The 24,438-nt window shown below is 51.1% G+C and carries 20 protein-coding genes; 15 read left to right on the top strand and 5 right to left on the bottom strand.

The window, feature by feature from the left end; genetic code table 11:
• Nucleotides 1–716: 716 nt before the first annotated feature.
• The 3 genes from ACTG33_RS09050 to ACTG33_RS09040 are packed head-to-tail and all read left to right on the top strand — an operon-like array spanning nt 717 to nt 3,651.
• A complete protein-coding gene (locus ACTG33_RS09050) occupies nt 717–1,916 on the top strand; it encodes a Re/Si-specific NAD(P)(+) transhydrogenase subunit alpha (protein WP_439134885.1) in 1,200 nt (399 codons plus the stop codon).
• A gap of 10 nt (nt 1,917–1,926) precedes the next feature.
• Nucleotides 1,927–2,211 (top strand): NAD(P) transhydrogenase subunit alpha, encoded by a 285-nt coding sequence (locus ACTG33_RS09045; RefSeq protein WP_439134884.1) that lies wholly within the window; start codon nt 1,927–1,929, stop codon nt 2,209–2,211.
• A gap of 12 nt (nt 2,212–2,223) precedes the next feature.
• Nucleotides 2,224–3,651, top strand: coding sequence for an NAD(P)(+) transhydrogenase (Re/Si-specific) subunit beta (locus ACTG33_RS09040; protein WP_439134883.1), 1,428 nt, complete (start codon nt 2,224–2,226; stop codon nt 3,649–3,651).
• Nucleotides 3,652–3,747: 96 nt separating this feature from the next.
• Here the strand turns inward: ACTG33_RS09040 and ACTG33_RS09035 are convergent, their stop codons facing one another.
• The gene (locus tag ACTG33_RS09035; RefSeq protein WP_439134882.1) at nt 3,748–4,197 is read right to left on the bottom strand and encodes an MgtC/SapB family protein; all 450 of its coding nucleotides are present in this window, start codon (nt 4,195–4,197) and stop codon (nt 3,748–3,750) included.
• Between the two features lie 276 nt (nt 4,198–4,473).
• Complete coding sequence (locus ACTG33_RS09030) at nt 4,474–6,771, bottom strand: TonB-dependent receptor (RefSeq protein ID WP_439134881.1); 2,298 nt, start codon at nt 6,769–6,771, stop codon at nt 4,474–4,476.
• A 287-nt stretch (nt 6,772–7,058) separates the two neighbouring features.
• On the opposite strand from ACTG33_RS09030, the gene ACTG33_RS09025 reads away from it, so the two are divergent.
• The 6 genes from ACTG33_RS09025 (at nt 7,059) to ACTG33_RS09000 (ending at nt 12,252) form a co-directional block, all read left to right on the top strand.
• A complete protein-coding gene (locus ACTG33_RS09025) occupies nt 7,059–7,595 on the top strand; it encodes a DUF3833 domain-containing protein (RefSeq protein WP_439134880.1) in 537 nt (178 codons plus the stop codon).
• A gap of 119 nt (nt 7,596–7,714) precedes the next feature.
• The gene (locus tag ACTG33_RS09020) at nt 7,715–9,073 is read left to right on the top strand and encodes a DEAD/DEAH box helicase (protein ID WP_439134879.1); all 1,359 of its coding nucleotides are present in this window, start codon (nt 7,715–7,717) and stop codon (nt 9,071–9,073) included.
• Nucleotides 9,074–9,243: 170 nt separating this feature from the next.
• Complete coding sequence (locus ACTG33_RS09015) at nt 9,244–10,554, top strand: NAD(P)/FAD-dependent oxidoreductase (protein WP_439134878.1); 1,311 nt, start codon at nt 9,244–9,246, stop codon at nt 10,552–10,554.
• Between the two features lie 131 nt (nt 10,555–10,685).
• Complete coding sequence (locus ACTG33_RS09010; protein WP_439134877.1) at nt 10,686–11,024, top strand: YkvA family protein; 339 nt, start codon at nt 10,686–10,688, stop codon at nt 11,022–11,024.
• Between the two features lie 58 nt (nt 11,025–11,082).
• Nucleotides 11,083–11,532: a DUF3465 domain-containing protein gene (locus tag ACTG33_RS09005; protein ID WP_439134876.1), complete on the top strand. Its 450-nt coding sequence runs from the start codon at nt 11,083–11,085 to the stop codon at nt 11,530–11,532.
• Between the two features lie 126 nt (nt 11,533–11,658).
• Nucleotides 11,659–12,252 (top strand): GNAT family N-acetyltransferase, encoded by a 594-nt coding sequence (locus ACTG33_RS09000; RefSeq protein WP_439134875.1) that lies wholly within the window; start codon nt 11,659–11,661, stop codon nt 12,250–12,252.
• A gap of 19 nt (nt 12,253–12,271) precedes the next feature.
• On the opposite strand, the gene ACTG33_RS08995 is transcribed toward ACTG33_RS09000, so the two are convergent.
• Nucleotides 12,272–13,726, bottom strand: coding sequence for a TrkH family potassium uptake protein (locus tag ACTG33_RS08995; RefSeq protein ID WP_439134874.1), 1,455 nt, complete (start codon nt 13,724–13,726; stop codon nt 12,272–12,274).
• 254 nt (nt 13,727–13,980) lie between these two features.
• On the opposite strand from ACTG33_RS08995, the gene ACTG33_RS08990 reads away from it, so the two are divergent.
• Together ACTG33_RS08990 and ACTG33_RS08985 are read left to right on the top strand one after the other, a co-directional pair.
• Nucleotides 13,981–15,027: a DUF2817 domain-containing protein gene (locus ACTG33_RS08990; protein ID WP_439134873.1), complete on the top strand. Its 1,047-nt coding sequence runs from the start codon at nt 13,981–13,983 to the stop codon at nt 15,025–15,027.
• On the top strand, nt 14,996–16,009 hold the full coding sequence (locus ACTG33_RS08985; protein WP_439134872.1) for an alpha/beta fold hydrolase: 1,014 nt from the start codon (nt 14,996–14,998) through the stop codon (nt 16,007–16,009). Before ACTG33_RS08990 ends, ACTG33_RS08985 begins: the two co-directional genes overlap by 32 nt.
• Nucleotides 16,010–16,106: 97 nt before the next feature.
• Here the strand turns inward: ACTG33_RS08985 and ACTG33_RS08980 are convergent, their stop codons facing one another.
• Nucleotides 16,107–16,478, bottom strand: coding sequence for a hypothetical protein (locus ACTG33_RS08980; RefSeq protein WP_439134871.1), 372 nt, complete (start codon nt 16,476–16,478; stop codon nt 16,107–16,109).
• Between the two features lie 276 nt (nt 16,479–16,754).
• Nucleotides 16,755–17,351, bottom strand: a complete 597-nt coding sequence (locus ACTG33_RS08975; RefSeq protein ID WP_439134870.1) for an FMN-dependent NADH-azoreductase — start codon at nt 17,349–17,351, stop codon at nt 16,755–16,757.
• A gap of 151 nt (nt 17,352–17,502) precedes the next feature.
• On the opposite strand from ACTG33_RS08975, the gene ACTG33_RS08970 reads away from it, so the two are divergent.
• The 4 genes from ACTG33_RS08970 to ACTG33_RS08955 form a co-directional block, all read left to right on the top strand.
• Nucleotides 17,503–18,453: a LysR family transcriptional regulator gene (locus ACTG33_RS08970; RefSeq protein ID WP_439134869.1), complete on the top strand. Its 951-nt coding sequence runs from the start codon at nt 17,503–17,505 to the stop codon at nt 18,451–18,453.
• Nucleotides 18,454–18,727: 274 nt separating this feature from the next.
• Nucleotides 18,728–20,014 (top strand): methyltransferase, encoded by a 1,287-nt coding sequence (locus ACTG33_RS08965; RefSeq protein WP_439134868.1) that lies wholly within the window; start codon nt 18,728–18,730, stop codon nt 20,012–20,014.
• 499 nt (nt 20,015–20,513) lie between these two features.
• Nucleotides 20,514–22,268, top strand: a complete 1,755-nt coding sequence (locus tag ACTG33_RS08960; RefSeq protein ID WP_439134867.1) for an ATP-binding protein — start codon at nt 20,514–20,516, stop codon at nt 22,266–22,268.
• 379 nt (nt 22,269–22,647) lie between these two features.
• Nucleotides 22,648–24,438 (top strand): GMC family oxidoreductase N-terminal domain-containing protein (locus ACTG33_RS08955; RefSeq protein WP_439134866.1); only part of this gene is annotated, 1,791 nt, incomplete at its 3' end.

The raw sequence follows: 24,438 nt of genomic DNA, 5'->3' as shown, positions 1-24,438 counted from the left end.
CGTAAAAATTGTTTCTTTAATTCAACTTCAAATTTAGTAAGCTTTTCTTTCTACTGAAACATTTCAAAGCCTCTTGTAATACTTGCCACCCCCGTAAACTTAATTAAATAACGCAACACACAACTCCCAAGTTATTTAACTAAACAAAAGAGCAAGTACTTTAGTCACTCCTATTTCTAAAAATATTCCTCAGGAAAATCAAAAAAATCGTCGGCATTCTGACGTTCGGCCAAGGGAGCTTCCCATAAATCATGTTATGACTGCGCCATAAAAAGCAGCAGCCATTAGGGCAGACTTATTGGAGCTATAACCCTGCCCTGATAGCTGAACATAAAGCAAAAAAGTTAAACCTGTTTTTTGTCATGCTGTTTTAAGTTCGGCTTCATCTTCAGCTGTCTAAAAATGATCAATTTGAAGATTTAAATGGCACAAATAGTACGTTTTCCCATGAAATGGCATGAATACCACGCATCAATAGAAGACATCATCTTTAAATTGCTTTACATTTGTCGACCGCCAAAAACTACGGATAAGCACTTTTTGAGCAAACCCGGTAACGATAAGCGGCAACAATAATAATGATAACTACAATTAATTTATTTAATTAAACCTCCATGCCCTATGATCTTGACTGCGGCCTTATCAACTGCAGCCCGGAAGGGAGTGGAACTAAAAATTTGACCTACACGGTTATAACAGAGAACGGAGGGCACCCAGTGATCATTGGAATACCCAGAGAAACCTGTCCCGGAGAATCCCGGGTCAGTCTTGTCCCACAGAATGTCAGCGCGCTTGTTAAGAAAGGCCGCTCCATTATTATTGAAAGTGGCGCCGGTACTGCTGCTGGTCACACCGACCAGGCGTATGAAGAAGCCGGAGCAACTATTGCCGACCGCAAACAAGTGTTTGAAAAATCAGACATCATCATTCAGGTACAGACCCCGGGTCTGAATCAGAAAACCGGTGAAAGCGACCTGGCCGACCTGTCCAGCGACAAAGTCCTGGTTGGCATGATGGACCCACTGGCAAATCCTGAATTCGCAAAAACTCTGGCAGACAAGAAAGTCACCGGCATTGCCATGGAGCTGATTCCCCGAATCACCCGCGCCCAGGCAATGGATGTACTGTCCTCCAACGCAATGATCGCCGGCTACAAAGCTGTGCTGATCGGCGCCAGCGAACTGCCCTCCATGTTCCCCATGAACATGACCGCTGCAGGCACGTTGAAGCCAGCTCGCGTCTTTATTATGGGTGTAGGTGTTGCCGGTCTGCAGGCCTGTGCCACCGCCAAACGTCTGGGTGGCGTTGTTGAGGCCTACGATGTGCGCCCTGCTGCCCGCGAACAGATTCTGTCTGTTGGCGCAAAGCCGGTTGAACTGAATATTCAGGCTGAAGATACGGAAAGCTCTGGCGGTTACGCCAAAGAGCAATCGGCCGAATTCATCAAGGCACAACAAGCTGCCATGGCCGATGTTCTGGCTCAGCAAGACGTGGTTATCACTACCGCGGCTGTTCCCGGTAAGAAATCACCGATTTTGGTGACTGCCGAAATGGTGAAAAGCATGAAGCCTGGCGCAGTGATCATCGACCTTGCCGCTGAGAAAGGCGGTAACTGTGAGCTGACTCAATTAGGTGAAGTGGTTATCGAGAACGGCGTCAAGATCATTGGCCCCAACAACCTCACCGCCACGGTACCTACCCACGCCAGCCAAATGTACGGCAAGAATATCGAGAACTTGCTGGACCTGTTGATCACCGAAGACGGCAAACTGAACCTCGACTTTGAAGACGAGATCATTCGCGAAACTGTTGTCGCCAATGCCGGTGATGTGACCAACGCTCGCATGCGCGAACTGTTAGGTATGGAAGCACTGCCAGTGCCTGAAACCAGCAACGACGAAGCGGCCGACAGCTAAGGAGAACATCATGGATATTTCTATCATTCACGTCACACTGTTCGTGTTGGCGATTTTCCTGGGCTTTGAACTGATTACCAAAGTCCCCCCTACTTTGCACACACCGTTGATGTCAGGTTCTAACGCCATTTCCGGCATTACCCTGGTAGGCGCCATTTTGGCGGCCGGTCACGGTGGCGACCAGACCCTGGTGAACGTACTGGGCTTCGTGGCCGTCGCTCTGGCAACCATCAATGTCGTTGGCGGTTTTATGGTCACCAACCGTATGCTCGCCATGTTCAAGCGCAAAGATTAAGGAGACTTCACTGTGAGTCAGAATATTATTGAAATCGCCTACATTGTTGCCGCTGCTCTGTTTATCCTCGGCATCAAGGGCCTGAGCAAACCAAAAACCGCGGTTCGCGGTAACCAACTGGCTGCCGTTGGTATGCTGGTTGCCATCGTTGTCACACTGGTGAACAGCTCCGTAGTCAGCTACGAGTGGATCATTGCTGGTGCTATTGTGGGTGCTATTGTTGGCGCCCTGCTGGCCATCAAGATTCAGATGACTGCCATGCCGCAATTGATTGCGGTATTGAACGGCTTTGGTGGCGGCGCCTCCCTGACCGTTGCTGCGGCTGAGTTCACCAAGAGCCAGCCAACCGACGTCATGAACACCGTCGCTCAGATGACCGATCACGTCACCGGTGGCATGGGCACCTTCGCCATGATCGCCACAGGCCTGGCCGTGTTTATCGGTTCCGTCACCCTGACCGGTTCGTTCGTTGCGTTTGCCAAACTGCAAGAGCTGATCGACGGACAGCCCAAAGGCTTCCCGGGTATGAAAGCCCTCAACGGCTTGCTGCTGATTGGCTCTATCATTGCCATCGGCTACCTGACCGTTGACCCAACCAACACCCAGTTGTTCTGGGGTCTGGTGGTTGCAGCCTGCATCATGGGTATCCTGCTTGTCATGCCAATCGGTGGTGCCGACATGCCGGTTGTGATCTCTCTGCTGAACTCCTACTCCGGTATTGCTGCTGCAGCGGCGGGTTTTGTGATGGGCAACAGTGTACTGATCATCGCCGGTTCTCTGGTGGGTGCCTCCGGTATCATCCTGACGCAAATCATGTGTGTTGCCATGAACCGCTCGCTGACCAACGTACTGTTCGGTGTGATGGCGGAAGCTGGCGAAGCTATGGATGCTGACGAAATCTACGCCGGCAAGGTCAAGTCCAGTTCTCCGGAAGAAGTGGCTATGATGCTGGATACCGCTCGTCGCGTAGTGATCGTTCCAGGCTTTGGTCTGGCGATGGCGCAGGCACAACACGCGGTACGTGATCTGGCCGACTCTATGGAAGCTATGGGTATCGAAGTGGAATACGCCATTCACCCGGTTGCCGGTCGTATGCCTGGACACATGAACGTATTGCTGGCTGAAGCGGAAGTTTCTTACGACAAACTGAAAGAGATGGACGAGATCAACCCAACCTTCGAGCAAACCGACGTAGTTATCGTGATTGGTGCAAACGACGTAACCAACCCGATGGCCCGTGAAGACAAAGGTAGCCCGATTTACGGCATGCCGATTCTGAACGTCGACAAAGCCAAGACCGTGGTTGTGGTTAAACGTTCTCTGTCTGCCGGTTTTGCCGGTCTGCCTAACCCACTGTTCGCCAAAGACAACACTCTGATGCTGTTCGGCGACGGTAAAACGGCTATTCTGGAACTGACCAAGCACCTGAACGAAAGCTAAGTTCAGGCGTTAATCACTCCAAAACGGGAGGTGATGATAGGTTGCGAAACACTGCGATTTATCACCCTCCCGTTTTTTATATCCAAATCCCGGTAACTAATCTAATCCATCAGTATCTTTTCCATTTTTAAACACATCGGAAAACTGGAAAATAATAAACCCGATCAAGGATAGAACAATCGCAATCTCATAACGGCTGTACGCCACCGAGACACCGATAGCACCAGTACTCCATAACCCCGCCGCTGTTGCAGTTCCCGCCACCTTGCCAGACTCCTTCAAGATCGCACCACCACCGATAAAACCAATACCGGTGATAATGCCGTACATCACTCGAGCTTCAGCATCAGAGCCTTTATAAACATCCATACCCACTAACATAAACGCACAACAGGTAATGGACACCAGCGGGAATGTTCTCAACCCCGCTCCCTGCGCCCGATTTTCGCGATTTAGCGCGATAGGTAATGCCAGTAACAGGGCAATACCCAGTTGCGTGAAATGAGTAATGATCAAGCTGACATTCACATCAAAAACATCGTCCATGTTTGACACTCCTAACCTATTCTTGGCTCTAATGGATTGAAAACATCAAGGATACTTGCCCTCCATTAAAGATAGACGTCAAAACCAGCCTCTTCTAATCCAGACTATTTCAATCCAAGTACTTATATTCAGGCTGCTTCAAAATGCCTGACAAAACTCACCAACTACGTTTCTGGCACAAAACCTACTGACACAAAAAAGGGCGAGACCTTAAAGTCTCACCCTTTCGACATAACGCTATTGTGACAAATTTGATTACAGCTTTTCGATGTGTGGTCAATAACTGGCTTCTAAACTCAAACTCCACTGCTGAGGCGCGCCATAGGTTTGCTGACCTAGCCCTGTATCTGCATCGACCAGATACTCTTCATCCAGAACATTGGTGCCCACCAGATAAACCCCCATATTGTCCCATTGATAACCCAGTTTCAGATTAACCACAGTGCGTGAATCATTGTCTGCATCATAACCGGGATCGCCGGGTGAAAATCCTGTCGTACTCGGATCCACCACGGGTTTGGACTTATCTACGTAGTTGGCATTAATATTGGCAAACAATCCGTTGCCGGCACTCCAGGTTGCACCGATATTACCCGTCCATTCAGGCGCATACGGGAAGGCTCGTCCGCTCAAATCAACACCACCCACCTCAAAATCGGTGAACTCTGTTTTGGCGTAACCAAAGCCTGAGTACAGTTTTAGATTCTCTGTGGCGTAGTATTGCAGCTCAAATTCGAAACCTTTGATGTTGGATTTACCAGCATTGCGTGTCTCGGTATCGAACTGGTTCGCACTCAGTCTCACTGAAACCTGTTGATCTTTCCAGTCGTTATAGAACGCGTTGGCATTGGCAATCAAACGCCCATCCAACCACACTGAACGCAGAGATAGCTCATAGTTCGTAAGGTACTCCGGGTCATACACAAAGTTCGACGCACGCGCGACATTGGTGCCGACACCACCAGAACGATAACCTTGCTTAATCACAAAGCTGGTAGTCAGATCATCTGTCCAGCGATAACTGATACCCACCTTGGGCAGCCACTCATTAAAGTCCGCATCGCTCAAAGGCTCTTCGCCAGAAGCGGCATCGGCTTGAGCCAGTATAAAACCATTCAATTGTGATATAGCACCGGCAACGGCTGGAACGGCTGAATAATCAGATGGGTTCGGGAACTGACTGAAGTTATCAATTGTGTAAACCGAATTAGCGCTGTTTTCCTGCTTTTCATAATCCCAACGCAAGCCAAACAGAAAATCCAGCTTCGAAGTCAGCGAGTAAGTCATATCGGCAAACACAGCGGCGGTTGTGACTTTCTGATAGAAATCGCTGGTCACACCCAATTCTACCGGGTCAACCGGAGCGTAAAGACTCAGCAGCGCCGCTGCCTCGGCTTCAGAAACCCCAAAAATGGCAGCCAACGAAGGTGGCGTCACACCCACTTCAGCAAAGCTCAGTATACGTTGACCCTGCGCTTCATCATTGACCTCAAGGTCTGAATAGTAAGCCCCGATCACCCCATTGAAACGGTCGTAGTTAAAGACTGCCCGAAACTCCTGACTCAGGGTTTCATCGGTGCGGTCATCCACCTGCACCAGATCCGGCGGATTATTACTGGCATCGCCATCCCACTCATAGGCGTAATTGGAATCTGAATAACTGGTGATTGATGACAACTGCCAGTGCTCACCCAAATCGTAAATAATCTCCTGAGTGAAGAGATCGGCACGGTTCGATTCAAACGTCGGGCTGTTGTAATCCAGTACTCTGTAATCGTATGTGCTGTGCCCTGCGGGCGGGGTATTGGTGAAAGGTACACCGGTTTCTTCATCGTAATAGGTATAGCCCCAGATGATGTCGAGATTCTCAGTGGGCTCAAGTTTAACTTTTAAACGATAGGTCTCTAAATCCTGATAATCAGAACCTTTGCCGGTGACGATATTTTCATTAAAACCATCAAATTGTTTACGCTCGCCACTGATGCGGAATGACAACAGATCATCCACCAACCCACCACCGGCGGCTACGGCCATTTCTTTCTTACCGTACTCACCACCGATCAATCTGGCCTTTGCGTTCCAGTCGTAGCTGGTGTCCTGGCTACGAGCGACAATGGCCCCCGCCAGAGCATTGCGACCTTGCAAGCTAGACTGAGGCCCCCGAAGCACTTCTACCTGAGATAGATCCCAGGTTGAGAACCCCCCGTTTTGAATCATGCGGTAAGGCAACGGTGCTCCATCAAGATACACACTGGCCAAATAACTATTTCCGCCACCGGACACATTAAACGCATCGATACCACGGATGGTGAAAGACGTCCCGGGCTGCACAGCTACATTAGGGGTTTGCTCCAGCGCATCGTTCATCCCCAAAATTTGTTGCTCTTCCATAACAAGTTCGGTCATTACCGCCACACTGTCGGGAGTATCCTGTAGGGAGCGAGACACTTTTTGTCCCGTAACAACAACCTCTTCAATATCAGACTCTGCCTGTGAAATGACAGAACTCAGAGTAACCACAGCACAAAGGCCAGCAGACGCAGCGGTCCGGCCGAATGGAAAATTAGGTTTCATACAATCAATCCTTGGAAATCATTGAATCCAGCAGTCAACACATAAGGTTTACCTGTCGCTAATAGTAACAATTATCAGTTAGCTTAGCACTACCATATCGTAACAATTACCAGTCAAAACATTGATCTCAGCCTTTTGCCGGACTGCGAAACCCAGGGGCTCCACGAACAGCCCTAATCCTTATCCGCACTTTACCCGTATACAACCTATAGATCCCCACCACAGAACCGGACTCAAACGCCGGCTCTCACACATTGAACGTTAATACCATCACCTCAGGAGCCGCCATGTATCGCTGCAAGTACGGATTCATAATATCGACCATCCTTTTGACTCTGATCAGCGGTTGCGCACGGCAAGACATCACCCAATACCAGAACAATCAGCCAGCCTTTGAGCCGGAGGCGTTCTTTCAGGGAAACCTCAGCGCTCATGGCGTCCTAAAAGACCGTGGCGGTAACGTGACCCGTTACTTCAGTGCGACGATTGAAGCTCACTGGGAAAATGGTGTTGGCACGCTGGAAGAACGCTTCGAGTTTAACGATGGCGAGATTCAGTACCGCACCTGGACATTAACACCCACCTCAGACAATACCTTTGACGCCACTGCTGGGGATGTCATCGGAACAGGCAGCGGACAGGTTTCGGGCAATGCCCTAAATCTGAAATATGTACTGGAAGTGGACTACAACGACAGCCCCCTGCAGCTGAGCGTCGACGACTGGATGTGGCGAGTGGACGACAATACCGTCATAAACCATTCGGCACTGTCCAAGTGGGGCATAGACGTGGGCTCGATTCAGCTTGTTATCCAAAAGCGCTGAACGGCCGCCAACTGCCATTATTGCTCCAAAATCACCTCAGTCTGGACAAAAAACATGCTAATGCTCACGCAAGAGCCTGTTATAGTGCGCGACCCAATCCCCCTGCCTGAGGTTTCCCCATGCCATTCTCTGAACTTGGACTAAGTGATCCGATACTGCAGGCCGTGACCGAAGGGGGTTATAAATCTCCCACAGCCATTCAAACACAAGCGATTCCAGCCATTCTGTCCGGTAGAGATCTGCTTGCTGCAGCCGCGACCGGCACGGGCAAAACGGCAAGCTTTGTTCTGCCCATACTGGAGAGGTTAAAAGACAAGGGCAGCGTGCGAGCAAAACGCATTCATGCGCTCATTCTGGTACCAACTCGGGAGCTTGCCGTTCAGGTGGCTGACAGCATCACCCTGTACAGCCAATACCTGTCACTTACCTCCCTGGCCATCTATGGCGGCGTAGATTCAGAACCGCAAAAACAGCGTCTTATCGAAGGCGTTGATATTCTGGTGGCAACACCCGGTCGATTGCTGGATCTGCTTCACCAGCGCGCTATGCATTTTGATGCCTTAGAGACGTTGGTTCTGGATGAAGCCGACCGCATGCTTGACATGGGATTCATAGCCGACATCAACAAAATCATAGAGCGCCTGCCGCCTCAACGTCAAAACCTGTTGTTCTCGGCAACCCTGTCTAGTGACATTCGAGACCTGGCCAAAACGTCTGTCCACAACCCCCTTGAAATTGCCATCACAGCAGACGTCAATGCAGTGCCGGCCATTAACCAATGGTTAATCACCGTGGATAAAGATCAAAAATCCGCGCTGCTCAGCCACTTAATTCAGCAGCATCAATGGCAGCAAGCGCTGATTTTTATTGAAACCAAGCACGGTGCCGCAAAGCTGGCTAGCCAGCTTGAGAAGCGCGGCATCAAAGCTGAAGCCATTCACAGCGGTAGAAGTCAGGCGGTGCGCACACAACTTCTGGCTGACTTCAAATCAGGAGATCTCGGTTTTCTTATTGCAACCGGTATTGCGGCACGAGGCATCGACATCAACGAACTGCCTCTGGTGGTGAATTACGATCTTCCATTTGAACCTGATGATTACATTCATCGTATCGGACGCACCGGGCGTGCAGGCTCAACAGGCGAGGCCATCTCACTGTTATCGAAAGATGATTTTAAAAACCTGTGTGCTATTGAAAGTCGACTAGGGCACTTAATTAGTCGCAAAGAAGTGGAAGGCTTTGTCCCCAAGAAAGCTGTTCCCGTTTCTGTTTTAAACTACGTACCGAAAGACAAACCCAGGAAACCGGCAGAGGCAAAAACCAAGACAGCAACAAATGAACAGAAACAGAAACAGACAAAAACACAAACGAAACCCACCAGAAAGCCGTCGACTAAGTCGACTAATACGTCCCAAGCATCATCTAATTCGCCTGCTGGAGGCAAACCCAACCCCTGGCTTAAGCCTTGGACTAAATAAGCCCTGGCCCCGATTCATCGTGGGGTTGAGCGATCCCGACTTACCCCATGGACCCAACTGGGTGAATTGAAAAATCCCCGAAAGGCGCGTATCTTGGCCCTCTAGGAGATATACCTGTGCCATTACCCGACTTAATGACACAGGTATATTTCTTAAAATGAGTCTATACCATGAAAATTGTCATTGTCGGCGGTGGCGCCGGAGGTCTTGAACTGGCAACCGCTTTAGGTCGCAAATTGGGCCGCAAGAAAAAAGCCGAGATCGTTCTGATCGACCGCAATCAAACCCACATCTGGAAACCTCTCCTGCACGAAGTCGCCTCTGGCTCTCTTGATGCCGATCTGGATGCCGTCAGCTATCGAGCCCACGCTCATAAAAATCATTATGAATTCAAATTGGGAACACTCGGTGCGGTAGAGCGCGACCGCAAAGTGATCTTGCTGGATGCATTTGTGGATGAAGAAGGAGAAGAAATCCTTCCTCAACGTGAAGAACATTACGACTACCTCGTTCTCGCAATCGGCAGTGTATCTAACGACTTTGGTGTAGAGGGTGTAGCTCAAAACTGTATTTTCCTCGACAGCCCCACTCAGGCTCGACGCTTCCACCAACGTCTTGTGGATCGTTTTATCCGACTCAATCTTGAACTGACTGAAGGCAAAGCTGATCGCAAACTTCGGGTTGCGATTATTGGCGCCGGAGCAACCGGCGTGGAGCTCTCAGCGGAACTGTATAAAGCTCAGGAGTGGTTCTCCTCTTACGGGCTTGGAAACATCACCCCTGAACACATGCAAGTCTCCCTGATTGAAGCCGGCCCCCGACTGTTGCCAGCTCTGAATGATCGAATCTCATCAGGCGCACATCAGGAACTGGTTAAACTGGGCGTTAGCGTCAGAGTTAACACTGCCATCGTGTCAGCCGAGCCTCGCCGACTGATCACCAAAGAGGGAGAAGAAATTCCAGCGGACCTTATGGTCTGGGCGGCAGGTGTCAAAGCGCCTGAATTTCTGACCGGTATTGAAGGACTTGAAAATAACCGCGCCAACCAAATCCTGGTAGAGCCCACACTGCAAGCCAAAGGGGATCCCGATATTTTTGCACTGGGAGACTGCGCGGGCTGCCCAATCACCACACCGGACGGACAACAACGTTGGGTACCACCACGTGCACAATCAGCCCATCAGATGGCATCCACGATTGAACACAACCTTTGCGCCATTATCAAAGGCAAATCTCTGGCAGAATTTCAATACAAAGATTTGGGCTCTCTGGTCTCTCTCAGTCAGTACACCGCGTTTGGTCGCCTGATGGGTGGTCTGGCCAGAGGCGGCTTAAGTCTTGAAGGTAAGGTCGCTCGCATGGCCTATGTGTCTCTGTATCGGATGCATCAGGTTGCGATCTACGGCTGGTCGAGAACCGCCGTGGTGGCACTGGCAGACAAGATCAATCACTTTATTCGTCCACGCTTTAAACTGCATTGAGTTAACGCAACAACAGGGCCGCAGCGAATGAGGCCCTGTTTTCCTATCAACTCCCCTACCGCCAAAGGATACATGTATCTGATACAGTATTCTTATCATCAGTGTTCGCTGCTGAAACAGGAGGTACTAATATGTCAGACAATCCTTTTGAAAACGAATTTACGGACGATGGCTTTTGGAACAAAGCCAGGAAATACGCCCGCATCGCGGGTGAATCTGTACTCGAACCTGCCCTGAAGATGTATTACGCGGCTCAGGACCCCGACACACCGGCCTGGGCAAGAACGACAGTTTATGGTGCGCTGGGATATTTTATAACACCCATTGATGCCATTCCGGATATTTCACCGTTCGTCGGTTACTCGGATGACCTCGGAGTTTTGGTGGCTGCCACAGCGGCTATTGCCGCTTACATAAAAAAAGAACATACCGATAAAGCCAAAGCCAAATTGACCGAATGGTTTGACTAATCCATAGTTAAAAAACGTTGCTGCTTAAAATATCGCTGTAAATAGTTTGTTGATCACTATGAAGTCAATTCTGCAGGTTCTGTTTCTCGCTATTCTGTCTTTCGGCGCCTTCAAGATCTTTGAAGCGGAGAATCACAGCAGCGCTCCTATTTCCTCTCAAAAAGGCGAGTATAGCAATCAGTTAATCCTGCAAGCTTTTGCCAATCAACGCAGTGACATTCAGGTCCAGGGCATTGGATTGGTAAACAGAGTATTACCTGACGACCTCAAAGGGTCGAAGCATCAACGCTTTATCCTCACCTTGCCAAACACGGACCACACCTTGCTGATTGCTCATAATATCGATCTGGCAGACAGGGTTTCATCATTGGAAGTTGGCGATACCGTGGCGTTTTACGGCGAGTATGAGTGGAACGCTAAAGGTGGCGTGGTGCACTGGACTCACAGGGATCCTAACTACCGTCATGAGGATGGCTGGCTCAAACATGCCGGCAAAATGTATCAATAATTACCTTAAGACCTGATGCCTTACTAAAGCATTTTGCACGACACTCAACAACACACTACTATGCTTGGCGATATACTGTGCCACTACGAGAGCAATAAACGCATTGAAGAGCATTAAAGGATTATTATGTACCAGGAAGTCACACTGGAAGGAACCCACATCCGACTGGAACCACTGCGACCAGAACACAAAGATGGACTGATTCAGGTTATCCGTGATGGTGATCTGTGGCGTTTATTTGTCACGCAGATCCCTCATCCAGACAACATCGACGCCTATATGGAAAAAGCGTTTAAAGATCACGCGTCCGGCAAAGGACTGACGTTTGTCACGCTCGACAAGAACAGCGGCCAAGTGGCCGGTTCCACCCGTTTCATGAACGCCCAGCATTACCATGAGCGCGTAGAGATTGGGGCTACTTTCCTTGGAAAGTCACATCAGCGATCATCGTTTAACACCGAAGCCAAACTGCTGATGCTCCGACACGCCTTTGACACTCTGAATCTGAATCGGGTGGAATTTCTAACCGACTATCTGAACACCCCGTCCAAAAACGCTATTCTAAGACTGGGTGCAAAAATGGAAGGGATACTCCGCAGCCACATGGTCATGCCGGACGGCAGAATCCGCGACTCGGTTATCTTCAGTATTACCCGGTACGACTGGCCTGGGGTAGAACAAAACCTGACGTACAAACTGCAATCACACGCCAATACGTAAGCTCGCACCCCCCACTCGGTTATCGTCGCCAAAATGCTGGCATTAACAGTGCCAGCACGGTGAAGTACTCCAGGCGTCCCAAGATCATCGCCGCAGACAACAGCCAAATACCCACATCCGATACCGGCTGGAAATTACTGCCTAATTTTCCGAACGCAGGCCCCAACACATTCAGGCAAGCGGCGACAGCAGTGAACGCTGACCAAACATCCAGTCCGGTCATCATTAGCGCCATGGTAAACACCAGGCTGCTCAATGCCACAAGCGCCATAAAAGCCACCGTGGCACTCAAGATGGTCGGTTCCACGGATTTCCCCTGATACTTCACCATAAACACCCCATTGGGGTGTATCAGTCTTCTCATTTCCAGCATGATCAACTTCAAGCTCAAAATGTTGCGGACAATCTTATTACCACCGGCCGTGGAGCCTGCACAACCGCCCAGATAACCTGCAATGATTAACAGCATCGCTACGGCCATCGGCCACTCGGTAAAACTCGCTGCGGCAAAACCGGTACTGGTCATAAAAGAAATCAGATGGAAGGTGGCATCGCTCAACGCCAGCAGAGGATTTTGGTAATGCCCGGTTTCCAACAGAGACATGGCAATGACTAACGACAGGATCATTACCAGAATCACGAAAGTGCGGGTCTCTTCGTTTTCCCAGTACAGCAACGGGTTTCTGGCACTACCGACTCTGAAGTGCACCGCAAAACTGATTGCCCCCAGTAACATAAAAAGATTAGCCACCGCCAGAATCAGGTGACTGTTAAAATACCCCATACTGGCATCGTGGGTTGAGAAGCCACCTGTCGACACAGTCGTAAAACTATGGGCTACGGCATCGTAAACATTCATGCCCGCCAGGTAATAACAGACCATGCACAAAAGGGTGAGACTTAAGTACACGAGCCATAAATAGTGAGCCGTGTTGGCGATGCGCGGTGACAGTTTATCGTCTTTAAACGGGCCTGGCGTTTCAGCCTTCAGCAACTTCATGCCACCGACGTTTAACATTGGCAATACTGCCACCACAAAGATCACCACGCCCAGACCGCCCAACCACTGCAAGAATTGTCGGTACATGAGAAAGGATTTGGGCATGTCATCCAGCCCACTGAGAATGGTGGCGCCAGTCGTTGTTAAAGCACTGATGGACTCAAAAACCCCGTCCGTGAAAGAGACTCCGGTGGTCAGAATGATCGGCACGCCACCCAACACCCCACAGATGACCCAGGTCAAGGTTGCGAATAACAGTGCATCCCGAAAACCGACTTTGGGCGTCTTCGTATTTCTGGACGACATCAGCAATAACATGGCAACCACCAGCATCGCTGACGCAGGCTCAAAAAATGCCACCTCCTGATGATCGTGAAACACCACCAGAGACAGGAGCGCAAAAAGGCCCTGAACCGTGCCCATCAACCCAATGGGAAAGGCCAACAAGAAGAGTGTTGCCCTGCTGTTAATCATGAAGCGAATTCCCTGCCTGCATACTGTTGCATCCCGATTGTGGCAAAAAGGGTATTTTAGCCTTCTATACTCTCTGGATGTAAGAGGTAACTGCTGTAATGAGAATTATGAACTCTTTGTGAATTTGACTGAGCTGCGGTCAGCCCAAAAGCAGAGTTTGTTATATTAGGGAACGCTATACCTGCCATTCCCAACGCAAGCTCCAGGGAGAAAGCACCATCATCGACTCACCATTTCTCGATCAGCTCATCCAATTGGAACAACAACAGCACGAACACCTGCGTGTCACTCGCCTGGTCCAAGTGCCTTATAAGGGTGAGTTTCTGCCGGTACACGCCATCAGCATGGGAAGTCAGAGCCCTGATGCTCCCTGCCTGATGTACGTGGGCGGCGTACACGGCCTCGAGCGAATTGGTACCGAGGTGGTACTGTCATTTCTGCATACGCTGATTGAACGGCTGGAATGGGATCACTCACTGATCAGTGGACTCGAACAGCTCCGTTTGATCTTTGTACCCGCGCTCAATCCTGTGGGACTGGTTCGCAACACTCGTGGCAATGGCAACGGTGTCGACCTTATGCGAAATGCCCCCATCGATGCGGTATCCAGACCGCCCTGGCTGGCTGGCGGCCACCGGTTGCATCCGTCGCTACCCTGGTATCGGGGCAAAAAAGACGAGCCTATGGAAACCGAATCACAAGCGCTGATGCAATTGATTCGCCGAGAGTGCTTTTCCCGTCCGTTCAGTCTGGTGCTGGACTGCCATTCGGGTTTCGGTTTCAAGGATCGGCTATGGTTTCCCTACGCCTATAGCCAGAAACCCATCGATCACCTGGGAGAAGCCTACGCTCTGAAACAGCTGCTCAACAACACCTATCCCCATCTGGACTATGAAATCGAACCTCAATCGAAGAGCTATACTGCTCATGGAGATCTCTGGGATCACCTGTATCTGGAATCGCTGGAAACCAAGTCGGTATTTCTGCCCATGACCATGGAAATGGGCTCATGGCGCTGGGTTAAGAAAAATCCCAGACAAATCACTTCAATGATGGGGCTGTTCAACCCTGTCATGCCCCACCGCCTACAGCGAGTGCTACGCCGTCACATTGTGCTGATGGAATTTTTGATTCGTGCGACCCGTGCCTGGGAAAAGTGGCTGCCTACCGGGCAAAATAGACAGATCAGTTATCAACAGGCCATGGAACATTGGTACGGCACAAAACCGCAACCAACCAGCCCGATTACAGAAGGTGGCAACCCGCACTATGAACCATACGACACCCCCGGATCACCGTAACACTGACGATGACATCGCACCTGAAGCAGAGGCTCCGGCAGAGTGCTCCGACGCAGTCAAAGAAGTCACCACAGAAGCTATCGTCGACGGCGCCACAGACATTGCTGATACCGCCACAGAAGAGCTACCAGCGGAGACACCAGACTGCCAGCCACAGGCTCCCGCTCACTCTCAGCCCCCACAACCTCAACCTCGCCACTGGGTACTGTTACGAGGTCTGAGCCGCGACAGTCGCCATTGGGAGGCGTTTCCCGAACAACTCCAGGCGGCCTTTCCCGAAGACCGTGTCACCTGTCTGAACTTACCGGGTACTGGCCCAAATCATCAGTTCAGCAGCCCCGCAGGAATCAGTCAGATTGTCGACTGGTTACGTCAGCACTACGCAGCCAGCTTGAAACAACAGCCTCTGCATTTGCTGACAATTTCCATGGGGGGGATGCTCGCGGCAGACTGGATGCATCGCTTTCCGGAAGAAGTGGCCGCTGGCGTGATGATCAACAGCAGCAGCAAACTGAGCAGCCTGAGCCAACGCATGCGCCCAGGCACACTCTTCACTCTGTTGGGAGCGCTTATGTCATCAATGCCTAAACGGGAAAAAGTCATTGTCCAGCGAACCAGCAATCGTCACACCGACAATGGAGACATCACCAATCGTTGGCGAATTTACCAGCAACAACAGCCCGTTTCAGCAATGACCATGCTAAAGCAGCTGTTTGCGGCCTCGCAATTTGAACCTCAGGCCATCTCGCAGCCACTATTGCTTCTGGCGTCCAGACAAGACCGGGTCGTCAGCCCGGAATGCTCCGAGGCGCTGGCGGATTACTGGTCTGCGGACTTGCGCCTGCATAAAAGTGCAGGTCATGATATTCCGCTGGATGACAGCGAGTGGCTTATAACCCAGCTGCGACTGTGGCTGGAAAAAAGAGAACCATCGGCAACGGAACAAAATACCGCTGAAATAGAAACAGCTATAGCAACTTAAAAGCGTGTTCGCGCTAAGCACACTGTGGTGAAAGCACATCCTGATTAAAACGCACTTCGCTTGAACACACTTTGCTTAAAACATACAGGGTGGGGTATCAAGATGACACCAGCTGACCGCGATATATACGTTGGATCTGGGGCTTTTCTTCCGACACGTTTACTTCAACCAACTCTGTCTGGCCGCGGTAGGTTTTGGTGATGTACCTTTTCTTCGGCTCTTCGTTGTCATACTCGTCTTCATCAACATCGAACGACTTTTCCACCAGACGCTCAGGCCAGCCATCCCCCGCTACGGAGAACAGCTCTTTGATTAAGGTTTTGGTCACCGTATCAGTGGAGAACTGAAAAATAGGAATCAATTCGTGAAGCAGATCGGGGTTCGCGAGTTTGATACCGGGTTTGTCATCACTGGGCACGCGACGACGAATTTCTCTGACCAGGTCGATCATCTGTTTGTTGAAATTCACGGTGTATCCTCACCTGTGCAGCACAGGAATATCTAAAGACTAGAGAACAGAACACGTCATTCTTCCCCAAGAACCCCTGTGCTTGCATATAGCATGCCCACTGTCTAAATACTCCTCAACATGTAGGAATTACGACTAAATTCACAAAAATCCGTTCTAATATGCTCTCTTTTTAATTTCCAATAGTTATCTTGTGCACAGAAAAGAGACGGTGCACCGAAATATCTTTTCAGGTGCACCAAAAGGTGACAAATTAATGAAACAGCTGCCACTCCCTTAAGCCGTCGCGACCGTCTCGGCCAAGGCCTGATCAATCTGTTGTTGCCCTCCGGCAATCACTTGCTCTGGCGTACCTTTTGAACCGCTGGCGTCAATGTGGGTTATCTCTTCAACACCCAGAAATTTGCACACCCATTCCAGATAGCCACTGGCGAAATCCATCGGGCTTCCCACAGGAGTGCCGCCTGTGGCCGTGACAATGTAAGCACGCTTGATACCGGTTAGCCCCTCAGGTCCATTGGCACCGTAGCGGAAAGTCACACCGGCACGACAGACATAGTCAATCCACTGCTTCAGCACCGCGGGTATGCCAAAGTTGTACATGGAAACCCCAAGCACCAGTGTGTCGGCCTCTTTCAACTCCGCAATCAAGGTTTCAGACAGAGCCAAATGTTGTTGCAGGCTCTCGCGCTGGTCATCCGATGATCCGTGTACCCCCATTAAATCCTCGGCACTGACCAGCGGCAGAGGTTGACGCACCAGATCCCGCACCACGACTTCTGAATCTGCCAATTGCTCAACCAGATAGTCGGTCAGCTGGCGGCTGTTGGAACCTTCCAGACGGGCACTGCTGTCGATTTTTAATACGGTCATTGCGTTTAACTCCCTGAAAACTGAATTAATTTGATTGCTTGAATGTATGGGCACAGTTTACGCATCCCAGAGCTGGCAATAAGTCCCAATAGCTGTCTAGAATGTTCAAAAAGATTGAACAATTAACTTTCTCCTCTATTGGCAGGTACACATGCACCGCAACCCCATTACCCTGGAAGCACTGGAAGTCATCGATGCGATTGATCGCAGAGGCAGCTTTGCCAAAGCGGCCGAAGAGCTCAACAAGGCGACGTCGGCCCTGTCCTATACGGTGCAAAAACTGGAAGAGCAGCTGGGTATCACGCTCTTTCAGCGCCAGGGACGCCGGTCTGTATTAACTCAGGCTGGTTCACTGTTACTCAATGAAGGCAGGGACATTCTGAATGCCACGGCCACCCTGGCAGACAAGGCCCGTGAGATTGCTACCGGCTGGGAGCCTCGCCTGCGCATCGCCATCGAATCGATCATGGATTACCCCGCTTTTTTCCATCAGCTTAATCTGTTTTTGCAACAACACCCCAGCCTCGAAATCGATATCGTAGAATGTGTGCTCGGCGGTGGCTGGGATGCTCTGGAACACGGACGAGTGGATCTGGTCGTGGGTGCTCCCGGTCCCGTGCCGCAACAAAAAGGGTTTCGTGCGCTGTCCATCGGCGTCGGCGACATGATGCCAGTCATTGCCAGCTCACACCCACTGGCCGCTCTTGCCCAAGACCCGGTAGCCCTGCAGCAGGCCATCCCCTCTGTGCGTCGCATCATCACCCACGACACCACCGCCACCAATGTCGCGCGCACCTCAGGTCTGGTCGATGGGCGGGAACGTCTGTATCTACAGAATATGGATCAGAAGATCGCAGCGATTTGCTGCGGTTTGGGTGTCGGCCACCTGCCACGCAAACGCATTGAACCTCTTTTGAAAAACGGCACACTGACAGAGCTGCACCTTTACGAAGCTGCGACGAATGCTGACAACTCAACAACCCAAAACAATAACCCCACACCCAATAACTCAGAACTGTACATAGCCTGGAACCTCAGCCATAAGGGCCGCGCCTTAAAAGCTCTCACGCAACAACTGCACACAGCCCTGCAAGCCGAGTGATTCATCTGCAAACTGTGTATTTCAGCGGCAGATTGTGCGGATTACAAGTCAAGTTCTGTCATCAAATTTAACCCACAGAATAACTGAGCAAGACATCGTACAAGCTGTGGATAACCCCTCGCCAGCCGCACAGATCAACGGCTGGCGAAATATGTTCAGTCTTTAACCACCGACAACCAGTGTCACAAATTCAACCAACCCACGTATAATGAGAGCCTTAATTCACGGGCTCGCATTTGCGGGCTTAATCCCATACCGCAACGCCGGAAACCTCATGCCCACCGATTCTGATTCTGAAAATACTCAGGCAAGCAACACCCCTTCAGATGCCGCGCATACAGACCACCGGCGTTTGAACACCGCCTTTGGCACCTTTGAACTGGATCGCGTTCCCGAGCCACACACCACCAAAGGCAAACAGCAACCTTTGCGCGCGTGGGATGCCGCCGATGAATACCTGTTGCAATGGTTGGACGAACAACCCGCGCTCGGATCAGAGACCCGCACACTGATCCTCAATGACAGCTTTGGTGCACTGACTGTCGCATTGAGAGATCGACCTTGCTGGTCACAGACGGATTCGCTATTGGCTCGTCGAGGCTGCGGGATAAACCTCAGCAATCCCTACAATGTAAGGGCTGAAGCAACCCAGCAAGTCCCTGAACTGCTCACCAGCCTGCAATGGCCAACGCAGGTTATGAACCTGGTGGTCATGAAAATTCCCAAAACTCTGGCATTGCTGGAAGATCAACTGTTTCAACTGCGCAGTGTGATTGATCAAGACACCGTCATCGTGGCCGCCGCCATGACCAAGAATATCCACAACAGCACACTGGCTCTGTTTGAAAAAATACTCGGCACCACCACAACCTCACTGGCACGTAAAAAGGCCCGGCTGATTTTCTGTCAGCCGCAAATGGATCAGTGGCAGGGCGAATCGCCCTATCCCAGCAGCTACAGTCTGCCGCAATTTCCGTTTGCCATTCACAATCTGGCCAATGTGTTTTCCCGCGGAGGTTTGGATATTGGCACTCGCTTTTTACTGGAACATTTTCCACAGCTGCCTGAAGCTAAAAGCATCATCGATCTCGGCTGCGGCAATGGACTGCTGGGTATTCAGGCGAAACATCTGCATCCGCAAGCTCTCGTTCGGCTTGTGGATGAATCCTGTATGGCCGTCGAAAGTGCACGTTTGACGATAGAATCAGCACAAGCAGCGGGTTACATAACTGGAGGGAGGGATGACATCACTCCTGACGTCATCATCTCATCTGAAGTCAGCATCTCATCTAAAATCAACAACAGCCTCGAAGGCATCGATGACGCCAGCGCGGATCTGATTGTGAATAACCCGCCCTTTCATCAACAGTCCGTTATTGGCGACCACATTGCCTGGAAGATGTTTACTGACGCCAAACGTGTTCTGCGCCAAGGCGGTGAGCTCTGGGTGGTAGGCAATCGCCATCTGGATTACCACATCAAACTCAAGCGATTATTTGGACACTGTGAAACAGTGGCTTCAAACCGAAAATTTGTGATTTTGCGCAGTCGCAAACGCTGATGTTTTTCGTGCCATTCGCCCCTCGCCCGATTACCCACAGATAACTTGGAACAGTGGTCGAACAAAGTGTGGATAACTGGCGGGGAACGACGCAGGATCACGCCCCACCAAAACTGATCACTTTTCAACCAACCCTCAGACCCGCGATAATATGGACACTTACCCCTACACCCAACTGCCGCTTCAATTTCGACTGCCCCACAGTCTTTAACACCATCCCGGAGAACATTTGCATTTAGCGCAAAAAAACAGAACACTAGAGCGGATTTGCCAAGCGTCTATACTGTTACAGGACTGGATCGATACAGGATTGGGCATTCAAAAAGGCCAACACAGATTATTTTAAGCAGAATCAGTGAGCTCCAGACGCGGACCAGGAGACGGAGGAGATAAGCAAAAACAAGGCTCTACGCGCCTGACTCCTCATACTCACTGGTCTAAACACACGAGGCTTTCAAGGTGCGAAAGCCTGAAACAGTTGCAACACGGAAGTGCCTGAATGGTTCCCTTGAAACACACATTGTCACCCTCAGCCAGCATAGAATCTGAACTGCTGCGTCTTCTTGCCCGTCAGGGCTGGATGGGGCCTATCCCGACACTATTGTCACTCGGTGTCATTGCAGGCTTCTTCTATGACCACGTCTCCTTCTGGGCCTGGGGCGGATGGCTGGCTCTCTGTGCACTGATTTTGTTCAGTCGCTCTGCGATTCTGATCAAACTGCCGAGCATGACGCAGTACTCGGAATCAACCCGCATGCAGATCGCCATTTCCCTGAGTGTAATCAATGGCCTCACGCACGCCCTCTCTCTTTGCGCCTTCCCGTTAATGACAGAATACGAGCGTGCGGTTCAGACCATGATCCTCACTGGCATTGGTTCCATCAGCGTGGTCACCACCGCTGGCTACCTACCGATTTCTCTCGCTTACCTGATTCCCACGCTATTGCCCGCCATCTGCCTGTGGGTTGCTTTTACCCTTCTTGAGGGCGGCAGCTGGATCGGCTTTGCAGTTGGCGCCATGGTCTTCTGGTCGACAGGCATTCTGGTATTGCTTTCCCGCGATACCTTCAGCATGTTTCAGGAATCCTTCTCTATCCGCCAACGCCAGAACAATATGAATCAGCAGCTTAAAGGTGCGCTACAGGAAGCTGAGAACGCCAGTCGGGCAAAAACCCGTTTTCTCGCCTCCGCCAGTCACGATTTGCGGCAACCGATTCACGCTCTGTCGCTGTTTGGTGGCGCCATGGCCAAACGTCCGCTGGACAAACAAAGTCGCGAAATTGCCGATCACATGGATATCGCGCTGCAATCGCTGGCCTCCAGACTGGATTCTCTGCTGGATATCTCCAAGTTGGACGCGGGTATTGTTCAGGCCAATAAGGCACCATTCAACCTGCGCCTGATGACCGAGCGACTGCAAGATGAATTTATGCCCGCGGCCCAGAACAAAGACCTCAAAGTCTGGCTCGACTGTCCAGCCGATGCCTACGTCAATACCGATGAAATTTTGCTGGAGCGAATTGTCCGCAACCTGCTTGCCAACGCCATCAAATACACCGAGGCCGGCCGTATTGAAATGAGCGTTGAAGCCCGCGGCCAGATGATCGAACTCAAAGTCAGTGACTCTGGACGCGGGATTCCGCTTGAAGAACAAGAACATGTCTTTGAAGAATTCTACCAGCTTAACAATCCAGAACGCGATCACACCAAGGGATTAGGTTTAGGGCTGGCCATCGTTAAACGCCTCGCGGATCTGCTTGGCGTCAGTATGAACATGGATTCAATGATCGGCTCCGGCACCGTGTTCACGTTGAGACTGCCGCAGTCTCAAGTAGTACCCGAGGCCAGTCTCGCCCCTTCCAAACTGCACTTATCCTGGGATACCCTCTGTGCACTGGTCATCGACGACGAGCAGGAAGTTGGCCTGGGCATGAAAGCTCTGCTGGAAAGCATGGGCTGCAAAGTGCTGCTAGCCGACGGTACCTTGAGCGCTCTGCGACAGGCAAAAACCGAACGTCCGGATATTGTGCTGGCCGATTTCCGCCTTCGCGGTGAGGATAATGGCATCCTCACCATCCGCTCAATTCGGGAAATCTACCGGGACATTCCCGCCATTCTCATCAGTGGCGATACCGCCCCAGAGCGTCTGCGGGAAGCCGAAGACGCCAGCATACCTCTATTGCACAAACCGGTTCTCGTGGATGACCTTGAAGTGGCGATCGCCGAAGCCTGCGATCTGGTCGCGACCGTCTGACCCTCAGCTTCGGTCACGGTATCCCATAAATCTCCAAACGAGAAAATAGCGACAAGCAGTCCGACTGACTGCTTGTCCGGTTGATTGCCGCTCACAGTCATGTCACCAGTGTTCTTTATTCAAAACATTTCTTTAAAACTTTTTTAAAAAGCGCATTAACGTTTAAAAAGCCAACTTCCACGCCAAGCACACTAAAGTATGAATTTAAAGGCCGCCGACGCCTTGAATTCATACAAATTCTTCCCTTTTTGTTATATAGTCAGTTGATAAGTTTGTTTTTATCTGCTGGAGCTGAGGATCAACTCCAGTGCACCCCTGTGCATAAAAACAAAACTGTCCATAAAAAGATCAGCGACACACTGTATTAGGGACGATCGCCATGGAACGCCGTGTTAGTGCCTGGATTTCACAAGGACTGGAACAACTCATCGCCACTCTGGAGTCCTCCCCGGATAAGGGCCACCACTTTGATGTGATCATCATTGGCAGCGGTTATGGCGGCGCAATTGCCGCGTCCCAACTGGCTGGTCTAACCAGCGCCTCGAATTCCGATGAACCTCCTAAACCCCTCAAAGTCTGTCTGCTGGAGCGCGGCAATGAATACCTGCCAGGCATGTTCCCTTCTCGCCTTGCGGACCTGCCCGAACACATTCGTTTTAACACCCCCAATAATCCCCACCCCTCCGGCAATCGCGATGGCTTGTTTGATATCCGCGTTGGGCCTCATCTAAACACCGTTCTGGCCAATGGTCTGGGGGGCGGCTCGCTGATTAATGCGGGTGTCATGATTGAACCAACGCCGGATACGTTTGATGAACGCTGGCCCAGTGGATTGCAGAACAACGGGGAACAGGAACTGTTTTCCCATTACTACGCAGAAACAAAACAACTGCTCGGCGGAGAAGACAGCCAAGGGGCTAACACCATACTTCGCCACGCCCAGCATCAACGGCAGCCGTTAAAGAAAAATCAGCAACTGCAGCTACTGGCCAGTGACAAAAGCCACCCTGAACGTGGCTCCCACTTCCACCAGGCTTCCATCACCATGGCCATGGAAGACAAAATCAATTCCGGCGGTATTGCACTGAACGCCTGCAACCTCTGCGGCGACTGCGCCACAGGCTGCAACCACAACGCAAAAGACTCTCTCGACACCAATCTGCTCGTGAACGCCTGGCGCAAAGGCGTAGAGCTCTACACGGGGGCCACCGTTCTTTCACTGGCACCAACGCCCGAGGTCGACCCCGACAACGGTCAGGATCTCGAATCCGGCTGGGCACTCTCTGTTGTTCACACCAAACACAAACTCCGCAAACAGCAGGCTAAACCTTTCAAGCTGACGGCCGCCAAAGTGATTCTCGCCGCAGGCAGCTTTGGCTCTACCGAAATACTGCTGCGGTCACAGTCCGAGCGCCTACAGCTGTCTCAACAATTGGGCCAGCGTTTCTCATCCAACGGCGATATGCTCGCCACCATTTTTGATCAGAACAAACCCGTCAACGCCATCGTGGATGAAAACACTCAGCCCGGTGAACGCTCGATTGGCCCGACGATTACCGGAGTCATTGATTTACGCGACCAGCCTGAAGCCATTTTGATCGAAGAGATGGCGGTGCCCGGCGCTCTGCGACGCTTTTACGAAGAGGTGGTCACCAGTACCGACAGTCTGGCACAGCTGATGACGCGCGACAAAACTACACACCTTGACGGACAACCGGTGGAAGATCCCTGCAATGTGGATACCCAGAAGATTAACCGCACTGGTATCTATGCCATCATGGGCGATGACGGCAGCCAAGGCTCTTTGCAGCTGGTGGTCAATCATTCCTACGATGCCGTAGGCAATGACAACTGCGAACAGGATCCGTTTATCGTCGCGTCTGCATCCGCCGATGACATGCCCGGTGACGGCGGCATCACCGTGCAGTGGTCAGGCCTGCCCGAAAACCCACTGTTTCCCCGTCAAATCAAAGCGCTTGAAGATCTTGTGAAAAGCTCTGAAAGCGGTGGGCGAGCCCAGGGGAACCCCGCATGGCGACCACTGCCAGAATCCATGGAAGGACTGTTTGGCGATGGCAAGGGACCACAACTGACGGTGCACCCGCTGGGCGGCTGCGCCATGGCAGACAACCATCACCAAGGCGTTGTCGATCAGTTTGGCCGAGTGTTT

Origin of the sequence: Pseudomaricurvus sp., from assembly GCF_965662505.1 — a bacterium.
GTDB lineage: Bacteria > Pseudomonadota > Gammaproteobacteria > Pseudomonadales > Cellvibrionaceae > Pseudomaricurvus.
Note: the sequence above shows the minus strand (reverse complement) of the source record. Positions and strands in the feature narration are given on the sequence as shown.